The organism is Flavobacterium calami (assembly GCF_038290035.1).
Classification (GTDB): domain Bacteria; phylum Bacteroidota; class Bacteroidia; order Flavobacteriales; family Flavobacteriaceae; genus Flavobacterium; species Flavobacterium calami.
Map to the genome: position 1 here is coordinate 140,913 of NZ_JBBYHS010000001.1, position 21,512 is coordinate 162,424.

Genomic DNA, 21,512 nt, shown 5'->3' on the forward strand with positions numbered 1-21,512 from the left:
CCTCAGAAGTGCCATTAGAGCATCTTAACCTTGGGGCGGGCTAACATAACTCATGTGTTTTATAAAATTTGCTAAAAAGGGAAACACGAAATTGTAAATTAAAAGCAGTCTTTACTGATTCGTACCTGTTTCCCTTATTATAATACATTTTTTCTTTATAAAAACTTATTATTCTAAATCATTAATTAGCAGAATAAGTTAATATAGGCGGCAGGTAAAGTTCTTCAAAATCAACACCTGTAAGTTCAAGAGTTTTTAAAAAAGCTTTTGCCTTATTTTTAGCCTGACTATTTGTTCCCGTAAAATACACTTCATTTTTATTTTCCTTTTGTTTTAGAAACGAAAGCATATCCTGATTTGCGATATTAAGTATTTTTATTACATGGGCTTCTGGCAAGAGTGAAGCTATTATTTCACTTGATGATTTTACTTTTGAATTTGGACCAAGGCATTCTAAACTAAAAACAGGATTGCTGGCATGTATAAGTATCTTTCCGGTCATATCTGGTAAATCATTCAAGAACAACTGAAGATCTTCTCTGGGGATAAATAATATAAGTATTTCCGCTTTTGCGGCTTCATTTCTTTCAACAAGTTTTATCTTAGGGCCCATTTTTTGTATAAGGTCTTTTAAATGAGAATTTTCCCGGGAATGACTAATTAAGACCTGATGTCCAAATTTAGCAGCTCTGAAAGCAAAATCTATAGTAAGACTACATATACCTATAATTCCTATTCTCATATCATAATTTGCATTTGATTTATAAAAAATAAATCGTTTTCGTAAAATAGTTACTTAAACAAATATAGTAGTATTGAATGTTGTGTTATTGCCTAAAGAGTCCTAATAAACCTACATTGTTGTAGATTTAAAACTACAAATTGGTAAATTATATTTATGTTTGCTAAGTTTGCTGATTTAAAATGTATCAGATGTCAAAAACAACGGTTTCTTTTTCTTTTCATTATTGCTGTTGTTTTTTACTCTTCCTAATTTCGTTTAAGGGGATCTGTCAGGTAAATTACATGGCGAGATGGTATACAGCAGATAATAATGAATTACCTCAGAGCAGTGTAAAAGCAATCATTCAGGATAAATACAATTTTATATGGATGACAACTGAAAATGGTTTAGTTCGTTATGATGGTAATGATTTTCTTGCTTTTAATGCATCTACAACAAATTTAAAATATAACCGCTTCACTGATATTTTTGGGAACATCCAAAAAGACAGTTTATCAAGTTTTAATGAAAGCAAGAAAGAACTTGTACTAATCAAAAAAGGTAAAATTCAGGTTATAAAAAAAGAGGCTCCTGTTTATAAAATTATACGAAATCACAAACGTTTTTTCTTTCATGATGGATTGCCTTCCAATTTTACTATTGATTCTTATGAACCCTATTATATTAAATTATCTAATGGGAATATATTTTTTATAGATACTGAAAAAATAGAATTGTGTGATACAAAACTGAAAAGTATTTACAAGCATGCATATAAGTACAACAGTGTCTTTAATTTTTTTGCATTTAAGAATACTCTTTTTTATCTCAATGATAATGGCGGCTACGATTGTTTTTCAAAAGAAGGAAAGACTTCAGGAAAATTAAATCTCTCTTTGCCAAAAGGAAAACGAAAGTTATATTGGAATATCACTACTGGCCAGATTTTCTTATCCGTAAAAAATAAACTTTACTCTTTATCTGCTAATAAAGGCCGGTTGAGTGCGGAACCAATTGTAGAATTTAAAGAGTTTGCAAAAAGTAATATTATCTCTATTTATTATGATCGTAAAAATCTAAAGTTATATTTAGGAAGCAGTACAAATGGATTATGTATAATTTCTTTTCCGTCATTTAAAACCGTAAAAAAAGATCCTGAAAAGAATGAGGTCTATTATGGCGCAGCCGCTTTTAATGACAGTACAATTATAACTGCAGGAGGACTGATCTTAAACAATAAAAAAGTTGTGGATAGTATTCCTTTTATGAAAAGTGTTTTTCTAGACGAAAGGCTGAGTATTCTTAAGGATATTGAGAATAATATATGGGTAAGCAGAGACTTTGGAGTATATTGTTATTTAAAAAAATCAGGTTATAAAAAATATAAAATCTATTCTTTTGGTCAGAATCCAAAAACTTTATTCAAAGATGCAAATAACACCATCTGGGTAAGTCTTGGAGAAGATGAATTTCATAAGCCTAAGTTATACTCTATAAAAAATGGAGTAACTTCTCTCGCTGCAATTTCAAACAGCAATATCAATTATATAACCGAATACGATGATAATACACTCTATTTAGGAACTGATAAAGGTTTGTTTAGATATCTTAAAAATACCGGAAAATTATATTTTATAAAAAATACCGAAAAAATAAACATTCGGAGTATTTATGTTGACAGCGAGAAAAAAATATGGTTCACAACTTACGAAAGAGGATTTTTTCTCTATGAGAATAATCTTTTGCATAGTTTTCCTCCGGATGAAGACCAATATCTAAATTCTTCCCACTGTATTATTGAGGATAAAAAAGGTTTTTTCTGGATTCCTACCAATAAAGGTCTTTTTCAGGTATCCCGAAAAATTTTACTTAATTACACCAAAAATAAAACAACAAGTATTTATTATCACCAATACAATAAACAAGATGGATTTTTAACCAATGAGTTTAATGGCGGATGCCAGCCAAGTGGTAATTTTCTTAAAAACAATGACATTGCTTTACCATCAATGAATGGTTTTGTTTTTTTTAATCCTTATAATGTTTCAACAATACTGCCGGGTAAAGAGCTTTTTATAGATAAAGTTATTTTAGACCAGAAGTCAATTGTTCCAAAGGATACTATTGTGTTGAAAAACAACTTTCAAAGGGTAAGTTTTTTACTCGCCTATCCTTATTATGGTAACCCTGAAAACCTTACCATTGAAGCAAAAATGGACAAAATAGGAATTGATCGCTGGGAACGTATAAAAGATGAAAAATCAATATCTTTTACCACCCTGCCCCCAGGCGAATATAACCTGACTATTCGAAGCCTGTCTGGTTTTGATGCCAATTATGTATACAAAAAAGTGGTATTAATTGTGCCTGCAAAATTTTATCAGACAGTTTGGTTTGCTATTTTTTGTGGTATTTTGGTTATTCTGTTTATAATTTTTATTTGGTATGTAAGATTGCATTATATTAAATTGAAAAGAAAAAAACTGGAGTATATTATTGCTAAAAAAACGAAAAAGTTAGCAACTACAGTTCAAAAACTGGAAATAGTAGAAAATGATTTAAAGCAGGAAATAAAGCAGCATGAAACGTTGGTAAAAAGTATGAGCCATGATATAAAAAGCCCTTTAAAATTCCTTTCAGCCTCTATTAACCATCTGTTTATAAACGAAACAATTCAGGATAACACCAAGCTAAAACAAAAGGTAGAAACGATACAGGCTTCAACTCAACAGCTTTATGAATTTGTAGAAAACCTGATAAAATATTCTTCTATTTTTATAGAAGGAAAAAATCTTGAGGACAAAAGTTATTTTTTATATGATCTTATTGAAGAAAAGATTCAGATTTTTGAAAAAATTGCTGAAGCAGAAAATATCAGAATCATAAATAATATAAATCCGAATCTGGATATCAGGACAAATAATAAAGCATTGTCTATCATCATCCACAACCTGATCGATAATGCTATAAAAAACACTAAAAACGGAAAAATAGAATTGCTTTGTACAACTCAGGAAAACATACTTACCTTAAAGATCATCGATAACGGAAAAGGAATGAGTCAGGAACTTATTGATTATTATCTTGATTTTTATAAAAAACCTATCGTGAAAAACTATCACTTAGGATTACACATGATTATAGAACTTCTTATAGTTATAAATGGAAATATCAATATTACTAGTGCAATCAATGAAGGGACAACTATTGAGATAATGGTTGTGTATACTTAATTTTCAAAAGATTTACAGAGATTAATGAGTTCTACTAAATTATTGATTTTAAGTTTTTCAAATACTCTTGCTTTATAAGTACTTACTGTAGACATGTGGAGATTGAGTTGATTTGAAATTTCAAGATTGCCGTTGCCATTGATTAGTAATTCAACTATTTGGAGTTCTCTTTTTGATAAAGCCTCAAGCGGATTTATATTTTTTTTACCAGTCTGAATTTCAAGAAGTTTACTAACCAGTTCGGGAGAAGCATAAGTTCCGGATTCAAAAATAGAACTTATTGCAAACATCATTTTTTCTTCACTGCATAATTTATTTAGATAACCATTGGCACCCGAAGAAATATATTTTAAAGCATATTGTTCTTCTTCATGAGCAGAAAAAACAAGTATTTTAATTTCAGGCTGTATTTCCCTGATGCTGTTTATCATTTCTGTACTTTTCCCTCCCGGAATGTTAATATCCAGAATAACCAGATCGAAAGGAATGTTTTTTAAAAGTACAACGGCCTCAAAGAAATTTTCTGCATTCGAAATGGAGACATCTTCAAATTGTTTTTCTAAAACCATTCCGACTCCATTTCGTACAACTAAGTGATCATCAACTATTAAAATTTTCTTTGTCATAAGTAAATTAATTATTACAAAATAACGGACTAAATTTAAAACTTTTAAAATTTTAACCTCTTATTTTCAATAAATTTTAGCTTCGAAACGGTTTATGTATTTACGAATACAGAATCTTTTCGGTTATAGGAACGAATTTTGAAGTCCTATTAGCTTTATAAGAGAGCAAGACTAAAAGAATTTATAACTAATTTTCTATTGAGCAATTTATTAATTCCGCTGATGGAATTATATAAAACGTCAGTTCGAGTGTTTCATTTTCCGGATATGATTTTCTAACGAAATCACTCGAGCTGATGATAATTTACAATCAAAAACAATTTTTCTAATGAGTTTTTTAAAAATTTACAAAGCAATTTGGTTAAGTGTATCCTCAGGATCACAAGGAAAATAGAGGATGATATCTGTACCCTGATTTAGTTTCCCTTCTGCATGAATGTCTCCTCCAACTGTCTGCATGATTTTTTTGCACAAGGCCAGTCCTATTCCTGATCCAGTATATTGTTCCTGGTGGTGAAGTCGGGTAAAAACTTTGAATATAGATTGAGCATATTCCTGTTCAAAACCAATTCCGTTATCTGAAAAACGAATCCAGTGACAGTGTACTTTATATAAATGATGCATTATTACGGGCTCCTGAGATGCAGTAATTTTTATTATCGGAGTTCTTTCTGTTGATGCATATTTTAAAGAATTCTGTAAAATATTAATAAACAACTGCTGCATTAAAAAAACAATGGCATATACTTCTGGAAGATTTTCATATTCAACAACTGCATTTTTTTCTTTAATTGTTTCCTTCATTTCTTTCAATGTGGCTTTCAAAACCTCATTAAGATTTACTTTTTGCAAAGTATCTCTTGTATTTTTTATTCTTGTGTATTTAAGAATATCTTCCAGTAATCCCCTCATTCTGCTGGCAGATTTTGAAATGCGTTTTAAAGAATTTGAAATGGACTCAGTAGAAATAATATTCGGCTCAGTGAGCATTTTAGAAGTAATCATCTGAATTTTACGCAACGGTTCCTGTAAATCATGTGTACTAATCCAGTTGATATTTTCAAGTTCTGAATTGGTTTCTTTCAATATTTCGCTCTGATTACGGTATTTTTCTTCTTCTTCACTCAGCATTATCATAATAAGGTGATTATGTAATGTGTGGGCATACTGAACAGAAGCATTAATTTCGTATTGCTCCCAACGAATACTTTGGTTCTTCACAATCTGTTTCCAGATATCAAATGAGTTTCTAGGATGAAGCCCATTCTGATCTTTGATAATACTTTTTTCAGGATCTCCGCCCCAATTAATTTCAGATACTGTTTCGGGTCTGAACCAAATAATATGGTCATTATTTCCAAGGGAGTGATAAATGATTCCGGCAACATTTGTATTTTGTGAAATTCCCGAAATATGATTATGCAGTTTGTTGGTAGAAAATAACTCTAAATTGTTTTGACTAGTAATTTGTGAAATGATTGATGCAATTTCTTCGTCAGAAGGTGTTAATCCGTTTTTGTAGAATTTTTTTCTGGAAACAATGCATACTCCTGCGGCATTGCATATATCTAATAATTGAGGACTAACTACAATTTTTTCTAAAGATTCCTGCAAAATAGGAACGTCAAGACTTGTTAAAGACTCTAATGCTAAAGTAGTTTTTTGGGCATTTATAAATTCATCATTAGATTGCCGTATATCAATTTGCGAGGTTATAAATTCTCCCTGTAGCTTGGCAGCTAGCCTAATTTCAGGAGAGATATTCTTTTTTGAATAATGATGGCACGCTATTAATCCCCATAATCTGTCATGATGCATTAAGGAAATTGTAAGAGTTGCACCTACTCCCATATTTTTAAGATATTCGACATGAATTGGCGAAGTGCTTCGAAGGATTGATAGACTCAAATCCAGATTTTTGTTTTCTTCATCATCAACAGTAAAAATCGGTACAGGTATGTAATCAATATCAACAATAAGTCTTAACTGATTTTTAATGTATAATTCTCTTGCCTGAACAGGAACATCAGTGTGAGGATAGTGTAATCCTAGAAATGGTTCGAGATCTTCACGGCAGCTTTCCGCAAATACTTCTCCATTATACTGTTCATCAAAACGATAAATCATAACCCGATCGTAACCGGTTATTTCTCTTGTTCCTTCAGCTACAAGAGCGCATAAATCCTTCAGAGATTTCGTTTTGTTCATTTGAGTCACAAACTGAATCGTCTGTGTATAAACATCTGCAAGTTTTTCTTTATCAGGAAACTGAGGTTCTGCTTCCAGAATACAGATACCATGACTTGTATGTATACTGACCTGAAAGCTTTTTCCTAAAAGTGTCATTTCAAGAGGAAATACATTCTGAATTTTATCTGTGGTCAGGTAAGTTAGAATCTGTTGCTTTGCTTCTGAGCCAAATACAGCATCAAAATTTTTGCCTAATGCTTCAGTATGTGATAAATTTATAAAGCCAAAAATATTATCGGTACAAAAATCAATTTTCCAGTCTGAAGAAACCCCTATTAAAAATCCATGTGGCTGAATTTTACCAGGAATATGAATAGGTTCATGTTCGCAATTATTTAGTGTAACAATATCGCGATTAACTATATCTTTAATCTTCATTAGGCGTTTTGAAAATGATTATGAATACTGTCAAAAGCATATTTAGCGCCTTTTATAATTTCATCTCCACAATTAAAATCTCTTTCGTATCCGGAAAGAATATTTAGAAATGCTTTCCAGTAACTTCCTGTCTTATCCCCATATCCATTGAAATATGACGTACCATTGTTACCAGACAGTTCAGGAAATTTTGAAACATTTTTCAAAATAAATCTTCCTCCCAAAGTAGAACCTTCTATTACATACAATACTCCCAAAGCAAAAGGTATATTAATATCTGTATCCTGAAAAACTTTTGATAAATGATTTTTTTTATAATTAAGAAACAAAAGATCATCTTCTATCAGGTATCTCTTCTTTCTCTGATCTAAATCTTTTACAATTTCTGAAAGCATTGGATAAATAATGTTTTCTGTGTCTTGGTGTACATCGTGCATCAAACTTAAATAGTTGATGTACTCTTCTATTTTCATGTCCTGAGAAACAATTGATAAAGAAATGGGAAGAGCCTCTAATTTTTTGTGTGAATGTGCAGTCTGAGTTTTTAAATCATTAAGAAAATCTGAAGATATTAAAGTTGAATCTGTATTCATTATTTGGGAATATTATTTTTATTTTTCAGGAGAGTTCATATTAACTTCTCTTAAACAAATTTAAAAAAAAATGTGTTGGTTTGTTATTCTTTCTTAGTAAACCCTTTTCTTGTCATTTCGCCCCAGCCATGAGTTCCTTTAATTTTTTCTTTATATCCAATTAAAGCAGCATACACAGCCAGTGGATGGAAATACAACGGTTCTATAAAAGCGGCTAATAATAATTTTAAAAAATCGGTATGTTTAGGGTATTTATGAAAAGTACGCTCTTCGCTTAACAAGGCAACAACAGAAAAGAAAACAGCAAAAGTATAAACAAAAAACACAAGCAATATAAAGAAATGCCAGTTTAATAAACCAAAAAAGATGAATAAAATTGTAATCAAAAGTCCTGTAAATTCTATTCCTGGAGCCAGAAATTCAAATAATACCCAGTAAGGTACACTAATCATACCCAGAAGTTTATACTTAGGATTCAGAAACATTTTTTTGTGGAAGCTCAATGTTTCAATTGTTCCTCTCATCCAGCGGCTTCTTTGTTTTTTGAATATTTTAAAATCTTCCGGGGCTTCTGTCCAGCAAAGCGGGTCCGGAATATAACTTACTGTATAAGGCAGTTTGTTTTCAAGCATATAACGTCGCATTCTTACAACCAGTTCCATGTCCTCTCCTACTGTCTTTATATTGTAACCTCCGGCTAATATTGCAATTTCCCTGTCAAAAGCACCAAATGCACCGCTTATCAGTAATAAACCGTCAAGCCTGCCCCATGCCATTCTTCCTAAAAGGAATGCACGCAAATATTCCAAAACCTGAATCCTTGGCAGAATAGCATCTGGAATATTTACTTCAACTAAACGTCCATTTTTAATAATACACTGGTTGGCAATCCTTACAACACCACCTGTAGCAATTACTCGCTTGCCATGAGATTCCAGAAAGGGTTTAGCCAGTTTCAAAAGCGAATCTTTGTCAAGGATACAATCTACGTCTATGCAAACTACATAGGGATTTTGTGCTATATTAAGTCCAACGTTTAGTGCGTCGGCTTTGCCTCCGTTCTCCTTATCAACCACGATTAATTTTTTAAAAGCCGAATTTCTGGAAGCATAAATTCCTTTGACCTTTTTGGTCTCAATTTTAGCATGGATGTCAAGCTCGGTTAAAACCAGATCGTAAATTTTAATAAGGATTTCCATAGAATTATCTTTACTACCGTCATTGACTACAATAACCTGGTAATTGTTATAATTTAAGGAAAGAAGGGATTTTACATTTTCTTCAATGGTAAAGCCTTCATTGTAAGCAGGAGCAATTAAGGAAAGTTTAGGCGCAAATTCACTTGTAAGAAGCACTTCATAGTCTACAAAACTGTTTTTCCTGAGATAACTTCTCAACTCTTTCATGGAGAGGTAAGCTAAAATGAGATAAGAAGACATGATTAATATTGCATAACCGAGTATAAGATACAAGTACACATCAATAAACCATATCATTTCTTTATTCAAAAAAGTCATTTGCCTGTTAAATTAAACTGTTAATTCCTGTAATACGTTTTGTGCCTCATATTGTATTAATGTATTGGGAGTACGTTCTGCCAATTGTACGACATAGGGAACTTTTTGTGTGAGTTTAAGTTCTTTTATGAGCTTAAGACCTAATGTAATAACGGTCGCGTTTTGTGATTCAAGCAAAAGTTCAACCCCTTTGGTATCACCGATATCATGTTTTTTAAATGCTGCAATAATGTTTACCTGTGTCCAGTCATCAATTGGGTAAGGATGTGCCTTGAGATGTGTAATGCCTTTTATTCCAGCCAGTTTAATACAGGCATTTATTGCTGTAATTTTTAAAGTTTTGTTGCGTGCTTTAGAAAATGTCAGGATTCTTTCAAAAGAATCTGTTACATTCATTTCGGCGAGTTGCGTAATTCCTTTGCATTTCACTTCCCACTTCAGGCTTTTAAGCATTTTAAAAGAATCATTTATTAGTCCTGATTCTTTATAAAAATGCTCCAGTTTTTTTGCATAAACACCATCATAGTTTTTATGAAGATTTATAACCGATTCGATTAAAACTTTTCTAAAGAAAAAAGATTCAGACAGCTTTTCATACTCTTCACCTTTCTTTATTTCTAAAAAGGGAGTGTCCTCAAAAACAACCAGAAATATTAATTCTGCAATTTGCTGGTCGTGTTCTTTCTTAAGCTTTTCCAGCTTTATATTTTTATTTCTACTGCTAATAATAAAAAGATATAAAACGGCTGATGCCCCTACAAAAAAGCAGATTGAAAAAATCAGGAAAGGCTCCACCCAATGTGCATCTCTATAGAGTTCCCATATTTTTATCATAATTAGTGTTTCTTTGTTATAACTAACGGAACATTAGTCTGTTTCTGTAATCTTTGGGAGGATTTGGATTAATCAAAATTTTATCGGTACTATTTTCTTTCCTCCATGCAATAAAAGGCTAATAGTATAAAAACTTTATCAGGTACGAGAATTTAGTAATTTGTTAATCCTTACTAAAAGTACAGCAGGGCTTACAGGTTTTGACATAAATTCGTTTGCACCTAAATCAAAAGAATCAAGTTCTGTCTGTTCTACACCTGATGAAGTAAATATAATGATAGGAATATCTGATTTAAGAGTCTCCCTGATATATTGTGTGATTTCCATACCACTTATACCAGGCATATTAACATCCGTTAAAACCAAATCATAGTTGTCGCTTTCAATCGCTTCCAGTGCCTCCTGTCCATCTGAAAACTGATCTACTTTAAATCCTTTGGATTCTAAAAAAAAAGACAATGATTTGCGTAAGATATCATTATCTTCTGCTAAAATTATTCTCATTGGTATTGTATTTTTTGAAGCTAACTAAATTTATAACTTAAATTAATGCAAAACTATGGTATAAACCTTTTTAACACAATTCCTTTAAAACTTTTACGACTTCTACAATTCCAAAATGCAAAATATTCATTTTATCTAAAGTTTCAGCCGTAAATTCTTCAATAACGGCTTCTTCTTCAATGGCAATCAGACAATTACTAAGATCCTCCAGCATAAAAATATCCACACTGGATTTCATGTGGTGTGCCAGTCTTCTAACCGTATCATAATCGTTTTTTTTGAATGCTTCATCAAGTTGTGCTGCCTGAGCTGGAATTTTTTCTACAAACAGGCTGACCATTTCTTTTCTGAATTCTGGATCATCTCCTCCCATTTCATCTAAAAAAGAAAAATCAATCTTACGTTTGTATTCATGCACAAAATCTTTATTCATCACCATTTTTATTGCTTTTAAAAGTACTGACTGTTTAAAAGGTTTTGGTACATAAGCATTCATACCTGCTTTGTAACAACGCTCCTGTTCCCCTACTAATGAATGTGCAGTCATAGCTATGATCGGAATAGCTAATTTCATTTCGTTTCTTATATACTCGGTAGTCTGATACCCATCTTTTACCGGCATCTGAAGATCCATTAATATCAAATCGTATTGGTTTTGAGACAAGAACGTTATACCTTCTTCACCATTTTCGGCAATATCTAATTCAAAGCCAAAATTTGTAATAACACTTTTAGCTAATTTTTGGTTTAATGGATTGTCTTCGCATAGCAATATTTTAAGCTTTCCTAAATCGTTTTTAGACAATGGTTTAGATTCAATTTCAATGTTTTCGGCTTTTTTATAGGTAAGAGTAAAGAAAAATTCTGAGCCTCTTCCCATCCTGCTTTTTACCTGAATTTCACCTTTTTGCAACTCAATAAGCTGCTTTACAATATTAAGACCAAGTCCTGTGCCTCCAAATTTTCGGGTAGTACTTTCCTCAGCCTGTGTAAATCGCTCAAAAATATTTTTAAGTTTGTCTTCTGGAATACCAATACCGGTATCTTTTACAGAAAACTTCAGAGTGTAAAAACCATTTGTTTCACCAACTATTTTTACGGAAATAGTAACCTCTCCTTCTTCCGTAAATTTAAGGGCATTGCCGGTAAGATTCACTAATATCTGATTTAATCTCCCCTGGTCACCTATTACCATATCCGGCATTTCGGGATCTACATAAAGATTGTATTCAACGTTTTTATGGACTTTTACTTTTAATAAATTATAAACATGTTTAAGGGTCTTTTTCAAATTAAATGGCTCTGAATCAATAGTCAGATTCCCCGATTCTATTTTTGAAAGATCAAGAATATCGTTAATGATTAAAATAAGGTTTTCTCCGGCAGTCTGTACACTTTCAATATAATCACGCTGTGTATTATTTAGTTCGGTCTGAGTCAAAAGTTCTGTAAAACCTATAACAGCATTTAATGGTGTTCTGATTTCATGACTCATATTTGCCAAAAAGCTGTCTTTGGCCAATACAGCACGTTCAGCTATTTTTTTTTGTGCATTTAACTCAATATTTTTGGTTTGTAATTCTAATTGAGTTATGACGTGTTTTGCAATAATTGTCAAAGCATTTCTCTGGTCATCATTGAGTTCCTTAACGACATGGTCTATCGCACAGATAGTCCCGATATTAAATCCGTCAGGTGTGGTAAGCGGAATACCAGCGTAAAATCTGACTTTAAATCCACCGGTAACATTCGGGTCGTCTTTTAAGCGTTCGTTCAGAAAAGTGTCATTTATTTCTACTATTTCAGATTCCATAATAGTATATCGGCAAAAAGAAATTTCTCGAGGTACTTCCTTAATACCGATTCCTATCTCAGATTTAAACCACTGTCTGTTCTCATCTATAAACGAAATATGGGCGATTGGTACTCCACAAATATAAGATACCAGCTTTGTAGCATCATCAAAAGCATGATCTGGTAGTGAATCAAGTATATTGTAGCGTTTTAAAGCTGCTAACCGTTCTAATTCGTTGTGTGGTATGGGAAATTTTATGTCGTTCATTTTTATCTTCAGATATAGAGCATAAAGATAAAATAATTTCAGACAAATAAGTAGAATAAATCGTGTGAACCCAAGATTTAACAGGCTTTTTTATAATTTATCCGTAATAGTTTTTTCACCTATTGGCTGAAATTAAAATAAATTCTAAACTAAATGGAGCCGAAGCTTTTTTAATTAAAAGCCTTCGACTCCATTTAAAATGAAACTATTCCTGTAAAAAATTATGGATTATACTTTACTTCTAATTTTTAATCATTTTTATTCTGCATAAAATCAGGAAAACCACTTTTTGTCCATTCTACAGCTCTAGCGCGTGTTGCACGATTTTTGTCTGACAATTCGTGTCCCTGAATTTCTTTATAATCTCTTGCATGGTAAATCATTATGATTGATTTACCATCTTCGCTTGTCGTAAATGAATTGTGACCTGGCCCATATCTTTTTAGTTCTTCATTCGTATAAAAAACCGGGCCGGGAGATTTTTGCCAATTAGAAGCATCCAGTAAATTTACATTTTCATCAATCCACAGCAAGCCCATGCAATAATTATGATTTGTGGCACTGGCTGAATACGTTACAAATATTTTTCCATTTTTTTTAATAACAGCAGGGCCTTCATTAACATTGTATTTTTCTCTTTCCCAGCTAAATTCTGGCTCAGTAATAACTATTTCGGGACCTGTTAACGTTGTTGGATTTTTCATTTCAGACAACACCAAAGCAGTACCATGATTACCACCTCTTACATTTTGAGCCCAGATCAGATATCTTTTTCCTTTATGCTCAAAAGTTGTCGCATCAAGCGAAAATGACTCTTTTTGCGTTTTTAACTGTCCTTCTTCTGTCCATTTGCCTTCCATTGGATTTGCAGAAGGATTAGACAATACCCAGATTCTTATGTTCCAAATATTTTCTGCTTCACCTGCGGCAAAGTAGATGTACCATTTTCCATCAATCCGGTGTAATTCAGGAGCCCAGATATGGCTGCCCATAACGCCTTTTTCATGTTTGTGCCAGACTTCTTTATCTTTTGCTTCTTTTAAACCGTTTATACTATTGGCTTTCCGGATTACAATTCGATCATATTCCGGCACGGTTGCAATTAAATAATATTCGCCACCATCCGTTTTATATACCCACGGATCTGCGCGCTGTTCTGCAATTGGATTATTAAATGTTATGGATTGTGAATTGCCCTGAAATGGATTGATTACAGCCATTATTACCAAAGCGAAAATTCTAATTAATTTCATGCTTATTTGATTTGTTTTTGAGTTATATAATGTATTCGTTTAAATCTGATATTGTTTTATTTAAAGTTGATTACTTTCTTAGTCCCTTTATCAAATTCTACAGTTACAGATCCATCTGTTTGTTGTAAAATTTTTACTGGAACGAGCTCTTCTTTCTTCCACTTTTCGCCTGATTTCTTCCAAAGCATCAGCGTTGCATAAATGCCTTTTTTGTTTGATTTGGAATCACTGGAAACATTCATTACCGAACTTTCATTACTTTCCGGATGCAATCCTTTTGCTTTTAAGACTTCAGTTTTATCCCAACCCAAAAGCGGAATCATAGCCAGCTGGTATTTTCCGTTGTCGATAATCGTAACTTCATGTCCTGCTATATTTTTTTTAGACGAAATTATTTCTTTATCTAATTTAGGCAAAGCATAATGTCCCAAACGCATTGATACAGGTTTGTCACTGTCATTTCTGTCTACTCTTAAAATTCCGTTAGGTAAAGGAATCTCGGCCAAACTGAATTTTATATTTTCATCGGTTTCTAAAACTACATTTCGGTAATAAATATCATTTTCAAATTTTTTGAAATTAAATAATCTAAAGGCTTCCCATTTATCATCTTTATTTTTAATGACATAATTCATTGCCACTTCACCATTTGGGCCATCTGCCTGCCAAGGAAAAGCGCTGTTGTAAGAAAGTCTGTTGTAGTTTTCTGTAGATCTGAATTTCTGCCAGTCATCTTTTACCTTTTCATGACACCAGGCTCTTACTTCTGACGCGCCAATATTAGGATAATCTGTTATCAGGATTTGCGAATCTCCCTGATATTTACTGTAAACTTCATCTTTTTTGAATGTAGTATCCCAATCGCCATTGTTTTCTTTTGCTGTCCAAAACGGACTATTATCCGGAACCAGCAAACCCAGAAAGATTTTCCCCATCCAGTACACACTTCCCCGACAGCTGTAATTTTGAACGGCTGGTTCGAATTCACCATAAAAACCAAGCGTAGGCACATTGTCTTTCATAAAATCAGGATGTGTCAAAAATTGTTTGATTACGCCGGATGAAATTCTGCGCATCCATCCGTAATTGATATCAGGATCATTTTGGAATCCCATCAGTGGAAAAGGAACTACAGCACCGGTTCTGTAACTGATGCTTCTTCCCCACATAATCATTTCGCCGTCTTTACTGAACAAATAAGGATAATTGTGTTTTAAATCACTAAAATTTGACATAAACTTAGCCGCAATTTCAGGATAGTATTTCTTTCCAAAAAACTCCGACCAGATATTTCCATACATCTGAAAAGCCCACATACTGTAATAATCGTAAGCCGGACTGTCATTGTACCACCCATTGCCCCGATAATGTTTTAGTGATTTTTCTAAATATTCAACCAATAATTTTTCATTAACAGTATAGCCTTGTTCCTTAAAAAAACTCAGTACAAAAATGTTGAAGAATTTCCAGTTGGAATCTACCGTTGGACCGTCTCCGTAACTAATCATAATTTTGGCCAGATCGTCTTTTTGATTTTGCGGAAGCGGTTTCCATAACACTTCAGGATTGGTCAGAAGCGAAAGTGCCAAAGCGCCAAATTCAACCAGCTTTTGACTTGGTCCGCCATTTTTAGCACGGGGTTCAATGTAAGTCGGACTGTTTGGATCAGCTAATTTGACTATCTGATAGCGATAATAATCGGCTACTTTTATATTATTGATTACTAAATTGGGGTTTTCCTTCAATAAAGGTGAAGCAATAAACAAGGTTCTGCAAAGGCCTTCGAGTTTTTCTGTCGGAACCTGATTTGGATTTGACGGATAACTTTTTCCTTCCTGCTTCGGAAATTGCATTGGATCATCCAGTTTATGAATATAACTGAAAGCTCCTTCCAGCAAATAAAGAGCCGCATCTTTCCAGTGTTGTTTTGTCATTCCGGTTTGCGGACTAACAGTATAATCAGGTTTTTTAATCTGAAATACAGCAGCCGTATTTTCTTTTTGCTGTGCAAATAAAGACAGGCTGAAAATACCTGCGAAAAACAAGAATACTTTTAGTTGATTCATTATGAAATGTTTTGTATTATTTTTTACTGACAGTTTGTATTTTAATTACACCTTTCTTTAATCCCGGAGCAGTAACTTCAAGATTAATAATTCCTGATTCACCATTGTTTTTGATAATTACCAAGGCACGACCATTCCATGCTTTTCGGGTATTCGCAACATAAAGATCAGTATCTTTTAAATTAGCATTATCAACTCCCGCAATGGTTCCTGCACCTGTAACAGTAAATGTAAGCTCGTTTTCTGCGTTTGGATTTAAAATGCCTTTTTCATCTGTGATTTCGACAGTTACATAAACTAAATCCTGACCATCAGCTTTTATGTTTTTTCGGTCAGCTATCAGTTTAATTGTAGTGGGCTGTGTGGCTGTTTTCAATGAAACAGACTCAACTTCTTTATCGTTTTCTAAGCCCACAGCCTTTAGTTCTCCCTTTTGATACGGAATCGTAAAAGTTGCTTTGAATTCCTGTGCTTTGCCTGTTTCTTTTTCCCCTAGATTTTTTCCGTTCAGGTACAATCTTACTTTTGGATATTTTGAATAGACTTCAACTTCTATATTTTTTCCTTCCTGATTAGGCCAGGTCCAGCTTTCCCATGTTGGCCAGACTGCCCATGATGTCAATTTTATCAGGCCGCTTTCAGGATTTGGCTCGCGAACAGCCATGTACATTTTTTCATTATCGTTGTATAGCATGCTTCTGTAGTGCGAGATTGGTTTTCGCCAGCCTATTAAATCAATATCTCCGCAATAAGCACCATGCCACGGATGTAAATTTCCGGTCCAGTGCTCTCCTTCCGGTTCTCCCGGATACACATATCGGCCAATCCCTGATTCTCCAATATAATCCATTGCTGTCCATACAAAATCACCCAGGATATAATTGTTTTTCTGAACCAAATCCCAATTGGCAAAAGCATCTTTAGGATACGATTCGGTTTGCACTATAATACGCGAAGGCACTCTTTTATGATCTTCTTCGGCATGATGCAGCTGATAATTATATCCTGCCACATCGTGAGCGGCCATCAAAGGATCAAAAATATCCCAACCCTGATTCCATGTTGTCATGGCTGATGTTACCGGACGTGATGAATCTAGATTTTTGACAGCATTTGCCAGCATTTTTGCAGTTTCAACCGCTTCCGGTTTGGTTCTTTCAATAATTTCATTGCCTATACTCCACATGATTATTGAGGGGTGATTACGATCTCTCAACACCATCGATTCTACATCATGTTTCCACCATTTGTCAAAAAGCCCGGCATAATCATAAGTATTTTTCTTTTCTTTCCAACCGTCAAAAATTTCGTCTATTACAAGCATTCCTAATCGGTCACAGGTGTTTAAGAAAGCTTCTGAAGGAGGGTTATGCGAAGTTCTGACTGCATTGAATCCGGCGGCTTTGAGTAATTCTACCTTTCTTTCTTCGGCACGGTCATAAGCAGCTGCTCCAAGTGCGCCATTGTCATGATGTACGCAGCCACCGTTTAGCTTTATTTTTTTCCCGTTTAATGAAAATCCGTTTTCAGCACTAAAATTTATGGTTCGGATTCCAAAATCTGTTGTTACCACATCAAATACTTTTGAAGCTGTTTTAACAACGGATTTCACTTCATAAAGGTTAGGCAATTCAATTGACCATAATTTTGGATTTTCTACTGTCAGTATCTGTGTGATTTCTTTTTCTTCATTTGGCAGCACTGTAATTTTGCTTTCAGAAAAGGCATGATTTTTATCTTTTTCAAACTTCATAACTGTCGAAAGCAAAAGATCTTGTGAAATTGAGGTTTCGTTTTTAACAACCGTTTTAACCTGAATTGCAGCCTTGTTGTTTTTAACTTCTAAGGTAGAAATCGCAATACCCCAGTTTTTTACATGAACCGGGTTTCTGACCATCAGCCACACATTGCGATAAATACCGGAACCGCTGTACCATCTGCAATTTTTCTGTTGGGAATTATCAACTTTAACGGCAATTGTATTTTTTTCTCCAAACTTTAAATAAGGAGAAAGATCATATTCAAAAGAAGTGTAACCGTAGGGTTGAAAACCAACTGATTTTCCATTGATAAATACCTCTGCATTCATATAAACTCCTTCAAAATAAATAGCAATCTTTTGTTCTTTCCATTCAGCAGGAACTGAAAATATTTTTCTGTACCATGCTTTTCCCATTGGATAGAAACCGCCGTCTCCTTCGCTTGGATTGTTTTTTTCTGATTTTCCTTCGATACTCCAATCATGTGGCAGACTTAATTTTCTCCAGCTGCTGTCATTAAAATTTGTCTGACTGTTTTCAGAAGCATCTCCCAGTGCAAATTTCCAATCTGAATTAAATAATTGTTTGCGCTGTATTGTATTATTTTGCGCTGTAATTTCTGTTATACAGCTTATTAGAAGTAAATAAACTAAAATTATTGCCTTTATTACTCTTTTAGTTTTAGTCATTATGTTTGGTTTTGGTTAGATACGCTAGCTGAAACCATAAACACTTGTATTTATGGTTGGGAAAGCAAGTTATCAAATAAAAAGTGTAAAAACAACACTTTAAAATTATTGCCCTTTACTCTAACTTTTAAATCTTATTTGCTTAATTGCTTCCTTTATATATTGATCCTGAGTGAAATTTGATGTGGTTTCATTAACAAAGTAATCTATTTTTAAGCCTTTTTTTTGCACTTCAGTTCCATCTGGATAAAATGCGCCTAAGCTTGTGAAATTAGTTTGTGTCCCATCAGCCATAGTGAAAGTAGCAATATTCATAACAGAACCGGCAGTGCTTTCGCCAATAGTCAGGCAATTAGGAGATGCTTGAATAGCCATCCCGATAAACTCCATTCTACTTTGTGTTGAACCATTAACTAATAAAACAATTCTTTTGTCGTAGTATTTTAAATTTTTACTACCACTTTCAAAGGGATCGAGAATATAACTAATCAAAGGGGTATCAAATTTCGCCAATGAAGGCCTATCAGGTAAAGGGAAAAGAACTTTTATAAATTTTCTTTTTTCAGGATAAGTATATTTTGGAATATCGGCTTCTGAAATATATTTTGGAGCATTTCTTAAATCAATTACAATTCCATCTGTGTTTGAAAATTCTTCAAATGCTTCTTTTAATTCATTTTTAGTAATTTCTTTCAAATTTATGTAGCCAATTTTATTATCAATAAGCTGCCATTTTTTTTCAACATAAAAGCTTTTTAACCAGGAAGGATCTTTAACTTCAAAGTCTTTATAAAGATGAATATATTTATCAATGATAGAATCTTTTCTTTTTATTTTAACTTTAATGCTATCTTCATTATTATAGAATACCCATCCTGCCACCCTTTTCAAATAAGAATCATTTGAAAAAGAAAGCATGGAGCCTACTTTTTTGTTGAGTACTGACTTAATATTTTGATCTTGGACTTCGATTATCAAATCCCCTAATTTCAAGTCATCTTTTTCACCTAATTTGTTATTAAAAATACCTGTAACTACTAGAGTGTCATTAACAAGTTTTACTCTAAATGGCGGTTTGTATTTAAATATTAGCGAGTCAGATACAAGTTTCGAAAGATGATAGGCGTGACAATCCTTTATAGAAGCTATTAATTTATTTTTTTGTACTTCATATTCAAGATTAGAATTACTGTTTATGAAACCATCAACAAAATAATCCAACTGACTTACCCAATTGGTATCGATTAAATATTTATTCACATAATGATACTGGATAACATTCCAATAGCTAAATAATTCAAGTAGTCTGTGACTTTTAATTTTATAATCAAATGATTTAAATTCTCCACTATCTTTTTGAGCTGTCAATTTCCTGTTTATTTGCTTCACAACATAATAATCACCGATAATTGTATTTTCTTTTAATTGTTTTAAATAATTATAAAGTTTGTCATTCGCTGAATATTGTTCTATCCAATCATAATCCAGATTTTTTTTGAATAAATCCTCATTATCAATATCTATCTTTATTTTACTGGTTTGAATTGATAAAATGAAATTTAACAAAAAATCATTAAGTTCACTTTGTGAAGTAACAATATCCAGCTTATCAATATTTTCAATAAATATGCTATCCCAATCGTATTTTCCTTTACTTACTTCAGAATGATGATATTTAATTAATCCCCAAACAAGTCCAAATTGTTTATATTTCTCAATAACTGTAATTTCTTTTTTTTCCTGCGAAAAAGTTTGTATGATAAAGCATAAGCAAAGAGCAATTGCAAAAATATTTTGTCGTTTCATAAATTTTATTTTAGCTATTTTCTTGTTTAGATTTCGACCAATACAAAAACAAATAAGTAATAACCAGACTATCAAATCAATAATTTTTGTCATTAATTTTCTGAAAATACGTTTAGATTCCATTCATCAAACCATTTTAAAACAGGCTTTTCATCCTTAATTGTTACAGGAAGCCACACATATGTCCCATCAATAGGATTGTCAGGTTTCCAACGGTCGGCCATGAAAACAAACTGATCTTTTTTGCCCTGAACAGGAAAAATATATGTGCTTTGTGAATGAAAAGTAAGCTCTGCATCTTTACCGATACAGGGATTTCCTATCGATTCCCACGGTCCCCAAATAGAACTCGATTTAAAAGAACGTGCTTCATTTGGTTCCCAGCCTGTACAGCCTGAAGTTATCATATAATAAATTCCGTCTTTTTTTAAAATTACCGGTGCTTCGTTATGACCTGCCGGCGCCATTCGGGTCCATTTTTCTGTAAAATCTAAATAATCATCCGTCAATTCAGAAATATGAAGCGTCAGATTTTCCTCAGAAGAATGGATAAGATACCCTTTGTCATTATCATCCACATACACTGTCATGTCCCTCGCCATTTGTCCTTTTTTAAAATCCCTGCGTACCAGCATTCCGTTTTGAATAGCGGTTATCCATTCCGGGCTCCAGGATTTTAAATTGCGTTCATCAGCTGAAGCGGATTTTAATTCATCCTTAAAACCGATTGGCCAGACTCCTTTATTGGGACGGTATGATTTTTTATATACAAAAGGCCCTTTTGGAGAATCACTTATGGCTACGGCAGCTTTGGCAGCATCATAACCTTGTCCTTTCAATTCCAAATGAAACCACATGATGTATTTGCCCGTTTTTTTATTAAAAACCACTTTTGGACGCTCCATAATGCATCCTTTTGTTATTTCAGATTTAGGATCTTCCTCTACTTTTAGCACAATTCCTTCATTGTACCAATTGTACAAATCTTTTGATGAATAGCAGCTAACTCCTTTCAGTGCAGTATTTCCGCCCTTGCCTTCGGTTTTAAATTCGCCATACCAATAATAGGTTCCATCAACAAAAATAACTCCTCCACCATGGGCATTAATATGCTTGCCATCATTGTCTTTCCATAGTTTTCCTGGTTGAAAAGAATTGTTTTGTCCGAAAACGAAACAACTCAGAAAACTTATAAGTATCGAATATTTTAATTTCAT

14 protein-coding genes are annotated in these 21,512 nt (G+C 33.1%); 1 reads left to right on the plus strand and 13 read right to left on the minus strand.

The genetic code is table 11. The annotated features are described in order from the left end of the window. Positions 1-181: 181 nt before the first annotated feature. Positions 182-742 carry an NAD(P)-binding domain-containing protein gene (locus tag AAEO57_RS00560; protein WP_341688413.1) on the minus strand — a complete coding sequence of 187 codons (561 nt, stop codon included), beginning with the start codon at positions 740-742 and terminating at the stop codon, positions 182-184. Positions 743-933: 191 nt separating this feature from the next. Between AAEO57_RS00560 and AAEO57_RS00565 the strand changes: the two genes are divergently transcribed. Continuing rightward, the gene (locus AAEO57_RS00565) at positions 934-3,957 is read left to right on the plus strand and encodes a ligand-binding sensor domain-containing protein (protein ID WP_341688415.1); all 3,024 of its coding nucleotides are present in this window, start codon (positions 934-936) and stop codon (positions 3,955-3,957) included. Here AAEO57_RS00565 and AAEO57_RS00570 read toward each other — a convergent pair. The 12 genes from AAEO57_RS00570 to AAEO57_RS00625 all read right to left on the minus strand — a co-directional run bounded on the left by AAEO57_RS00570 (position 3,954) and on the right by AAEO57_RS00625 (position 21,512). Then, positions 3,954-4,583, minus strand: coding sequence for a response regulator (locus AAEO57_RS00570; RefSeq protein ID WP_341688417.1), 630 nt, complete (start codon positions 4,581-4,583; stop codon positions 3,954-3,956). The genes AAEO57_RS00565 and AAEO57_RS00570 overlap by 4 nt on opposite strands. A 345-nt stretch (positions 4,584-4,928) precedes the next feature. Beyond that, the gene (locus AAEO57_RS00575) at positions 4,929-7,211 is read right to left on the minus strand and encodes an ATP-binding protein (RefSeq protein WP_341688419.1); all 2,283 of its coding nucleotides are present in this window, start codon (positions 7,209-7,211) and stop codon (positions 4,929-4,931) included. Next, on the minus strand, positions 7,211-7,804 hold the full coding sequence (locus AAEO57_RS00580) for a biliverdin-producing heme oxygenase (protein WP_341688421.1): 594 nt from the start codon (positions 7,802-7,804) through the stop codon (positions 7,211-7,213). The genes AAEO57_RS00575 and AAEO57_RS00580 overlap by 1 nt, the downstream gene beginning before the upstream one ends. Before the next feature lie 83 nt (positions 7,805-7,887). Continuing rightward, on the minus strand, positions 7,888-9,321 hold the full coding sequence (locus tag AAEO57_RS00585) for a glycosyltransferase family 2 protein (RefSeq protein WP_341688423.1): 1,434 nt from the start codon (positions 9,319-9,321) through the stop codon (positions 7,888-7,890). A 12-nt stretch (positions 9,322-9,333) separates the two neighbouring features. Further along, on the minus strand, positions 9,334-10,155 hold the full coding sequence (locus tag AAEO57_RS00590) for a hypothetical protein (RefSeq protein ID WP_341688424.1): 822 nt from the start codon (positions 10,153-10,155) through the stop codon (positions 9,334-9,336). 138 nt (positions 10,156-10,293) lie between these two features. After that, positions 10,294-10,659 carry a response regulator transcription factor gene (locus AAEO57_RS00595; protein ID WP_341688426.1) on the minus strand — a complete coding sequence of 122 codons (366 nt, stop codon included), beginning with the start codon at positions 10,657-10,659 and terminating at the stop codon, positions 10,294-10,296. A 70-nt stretch (positions 10,660-10,729) separates the two neighbouring features. Beyond that, positions 10,730-12,721, minus strand: coding sequence for a GAF domain-containing hybrid sensor histidine kinase/response regulator (locus AAEO57_RS00600; protein WP_341688428.1), 1,992 nt, complete (start codon positions 12,719-12,721; stop codon positions 10,730-10,732). 248 nt (positions 12,722-12,969) lie between these two features. Then, positions 12,970-13,974, minus strand: coding sequence for a glycoside hydrolase family 43 protein (locus AAEO57_RS00605; protein ID WP_341688430.1), 1,005 nt, complete (start codon positions 13,972-13,974; stop codon positions 12,970-12,972). A gap of 56 nt (positions 13,975-14,030) precedes the next feature. Next, positions 14,031-16,040: a DUF2264 domain-containing protein gene (locus AAEO57_RS00610; RefSeq protein WP_341688431.1), complete on the minus strand. Its 2,010-nt coding sequence runs from the start codon at positions 16,038-16,040 to the stop codon at positions 14,031-14,033. A 16-nt stretch (positions 16,041-16,056) separates the two neighbouring features. Then, positions 16,057-18,489 (minus strand): glycoside hydrolase family 2 TIM barrel-domain containing protein, encoded by a 2,433-nt coding sequence (locus tag AAEO57_RS00615; RefSeq protein WP_341688432.1) that lies wholly within the window; start codon positions 18,487-18,489, stop codon positions 16,057-16,059. A gap of 120 nt (positions 18,490-18,609) precedes the next feature. Continuing rightward, positions 18,610-20,418, minus strand: coding sequence for a S41 family peptidase (locus tag AAEO57_RS00620; protein ID WP_341688433.1), 1,809 nt, complete (start codon positions 20,416-20,418; stop codon positions 18,610-18,612). Beyond that, positions 20,388-21,512 carry a glycoside hydrolase family 43 protein gene (locus tag AAEO57_RS00625; RefSeq protein ID WP_341688434.1) on the minus strand — a complete coding sequence of 375 codons (1,125 nt, stop codon included), beginning with the start codon at positions 21,510-21,512 and terminating at the stop codon, positions 20,388-20,390. Before AAEO57_RS00625 ends, AAEO57_RS00620 begins: the two co-directional genes overlap by 31 nt.

Bases quoted from the DNA above. Each gene is read 5' to 3' on its own strand.
- AAEO57_RS00560 (WP_341688413.1), bottom strand. From the start codon at position 742: ATGAGAATAGGAATTATAGGTATATGTAGTCTTACTATAGATTTTGCT.
- AAEO57_RS00565 (WP_341688415.1), top strand. From the start codon at position 934: ATGTCAAAAACAACGGTTTCTTTTTCTTTTCATTATTGCTGTTGTTTT.
- AAEO57_RS00570 (WP_341688417.1), bottom strand. From the start codon at position 4,583: ATGACAAAGAAAATTTTAATAGTTGATGATCACTTAGTTGTACGAAAT.
- AAEO57_RS00575 (WP_341688419.1), bottom strand. From the start codon at position 7,211: ATGAAGATTAAAGATATAGTTAATCGCGATATTGTTACACTAAATAAT.
- AAEO57_RS00580 (WP_341688421.1), bottom strand. From the start codon at position 7,804: ATGAATACAGATTCAACTTTAATATCTTCAGATTTTCTTAATGATTTA.
- AAEO57_RS00585 (WP_341688423.1), bottom strand. From the start codon at position 9,321: ATGACTTTTTTGAATAAAGAAATGATATGGTTTATTGATGTGTACTTG.
- AAEO57_RS00590 (WP_341688424.1), bottom strand. From the start codon at position 10,155: ATGATAAAAATATGGGAACTCTATAGAGATGCACATTGGGTGGAGCCT.
- AAEO57_RS00595 (WP_341688426.1), bottom strand. From the start codon at position 10,659: ATGAGAATAATTTTAGCAGAAGATAATGATATCTTACGCAAATCATTG.
- AAEO57_RS00600 (WP_341688428.1), bottom strand. From the start codon at position 12,721: ATGAACGACATAAAATTTCCCATACCACACAACGAATTAGAACGGTTA.
- AAEO57_RS00605 (WP_341688430.1), bottom strand. From the start codon at position 13,974: ATGAAATTAATTAGAATTTTCGCTTTGGTAATAATGGCTGTAATCAAT.
- AAEO57_RS00610 (WP_341688431.1), bottom strand. From the start codon at position 16,040: ATGAATCAACTAAAAGTATTCTTGTTTTTCGCAGGTATTTTCAGCCTG.
- AAEO57_RS00615 (WP_341688432.1), bottom strand. From the start codon at position 18,489: ATGACTAAAACTAAAAGAGTAATAAAGGCAATAATTTTAGTTTATTTA.
- AAEO57_RS00620 (WP_341688433.1), bottom strand. From the start codon at position 20,418: ATGGAATCTAAACGTATTTTCAGAAAATTAATGACAAAAATTATTGAT.
- AAEO57_RS00625 (WP_341688434.1), bottom strand. From the start codon at position 21,512: ATGAAATTAAAATATTCGATACTTATAAGTTTTCTGAGTTGTTTCGTT.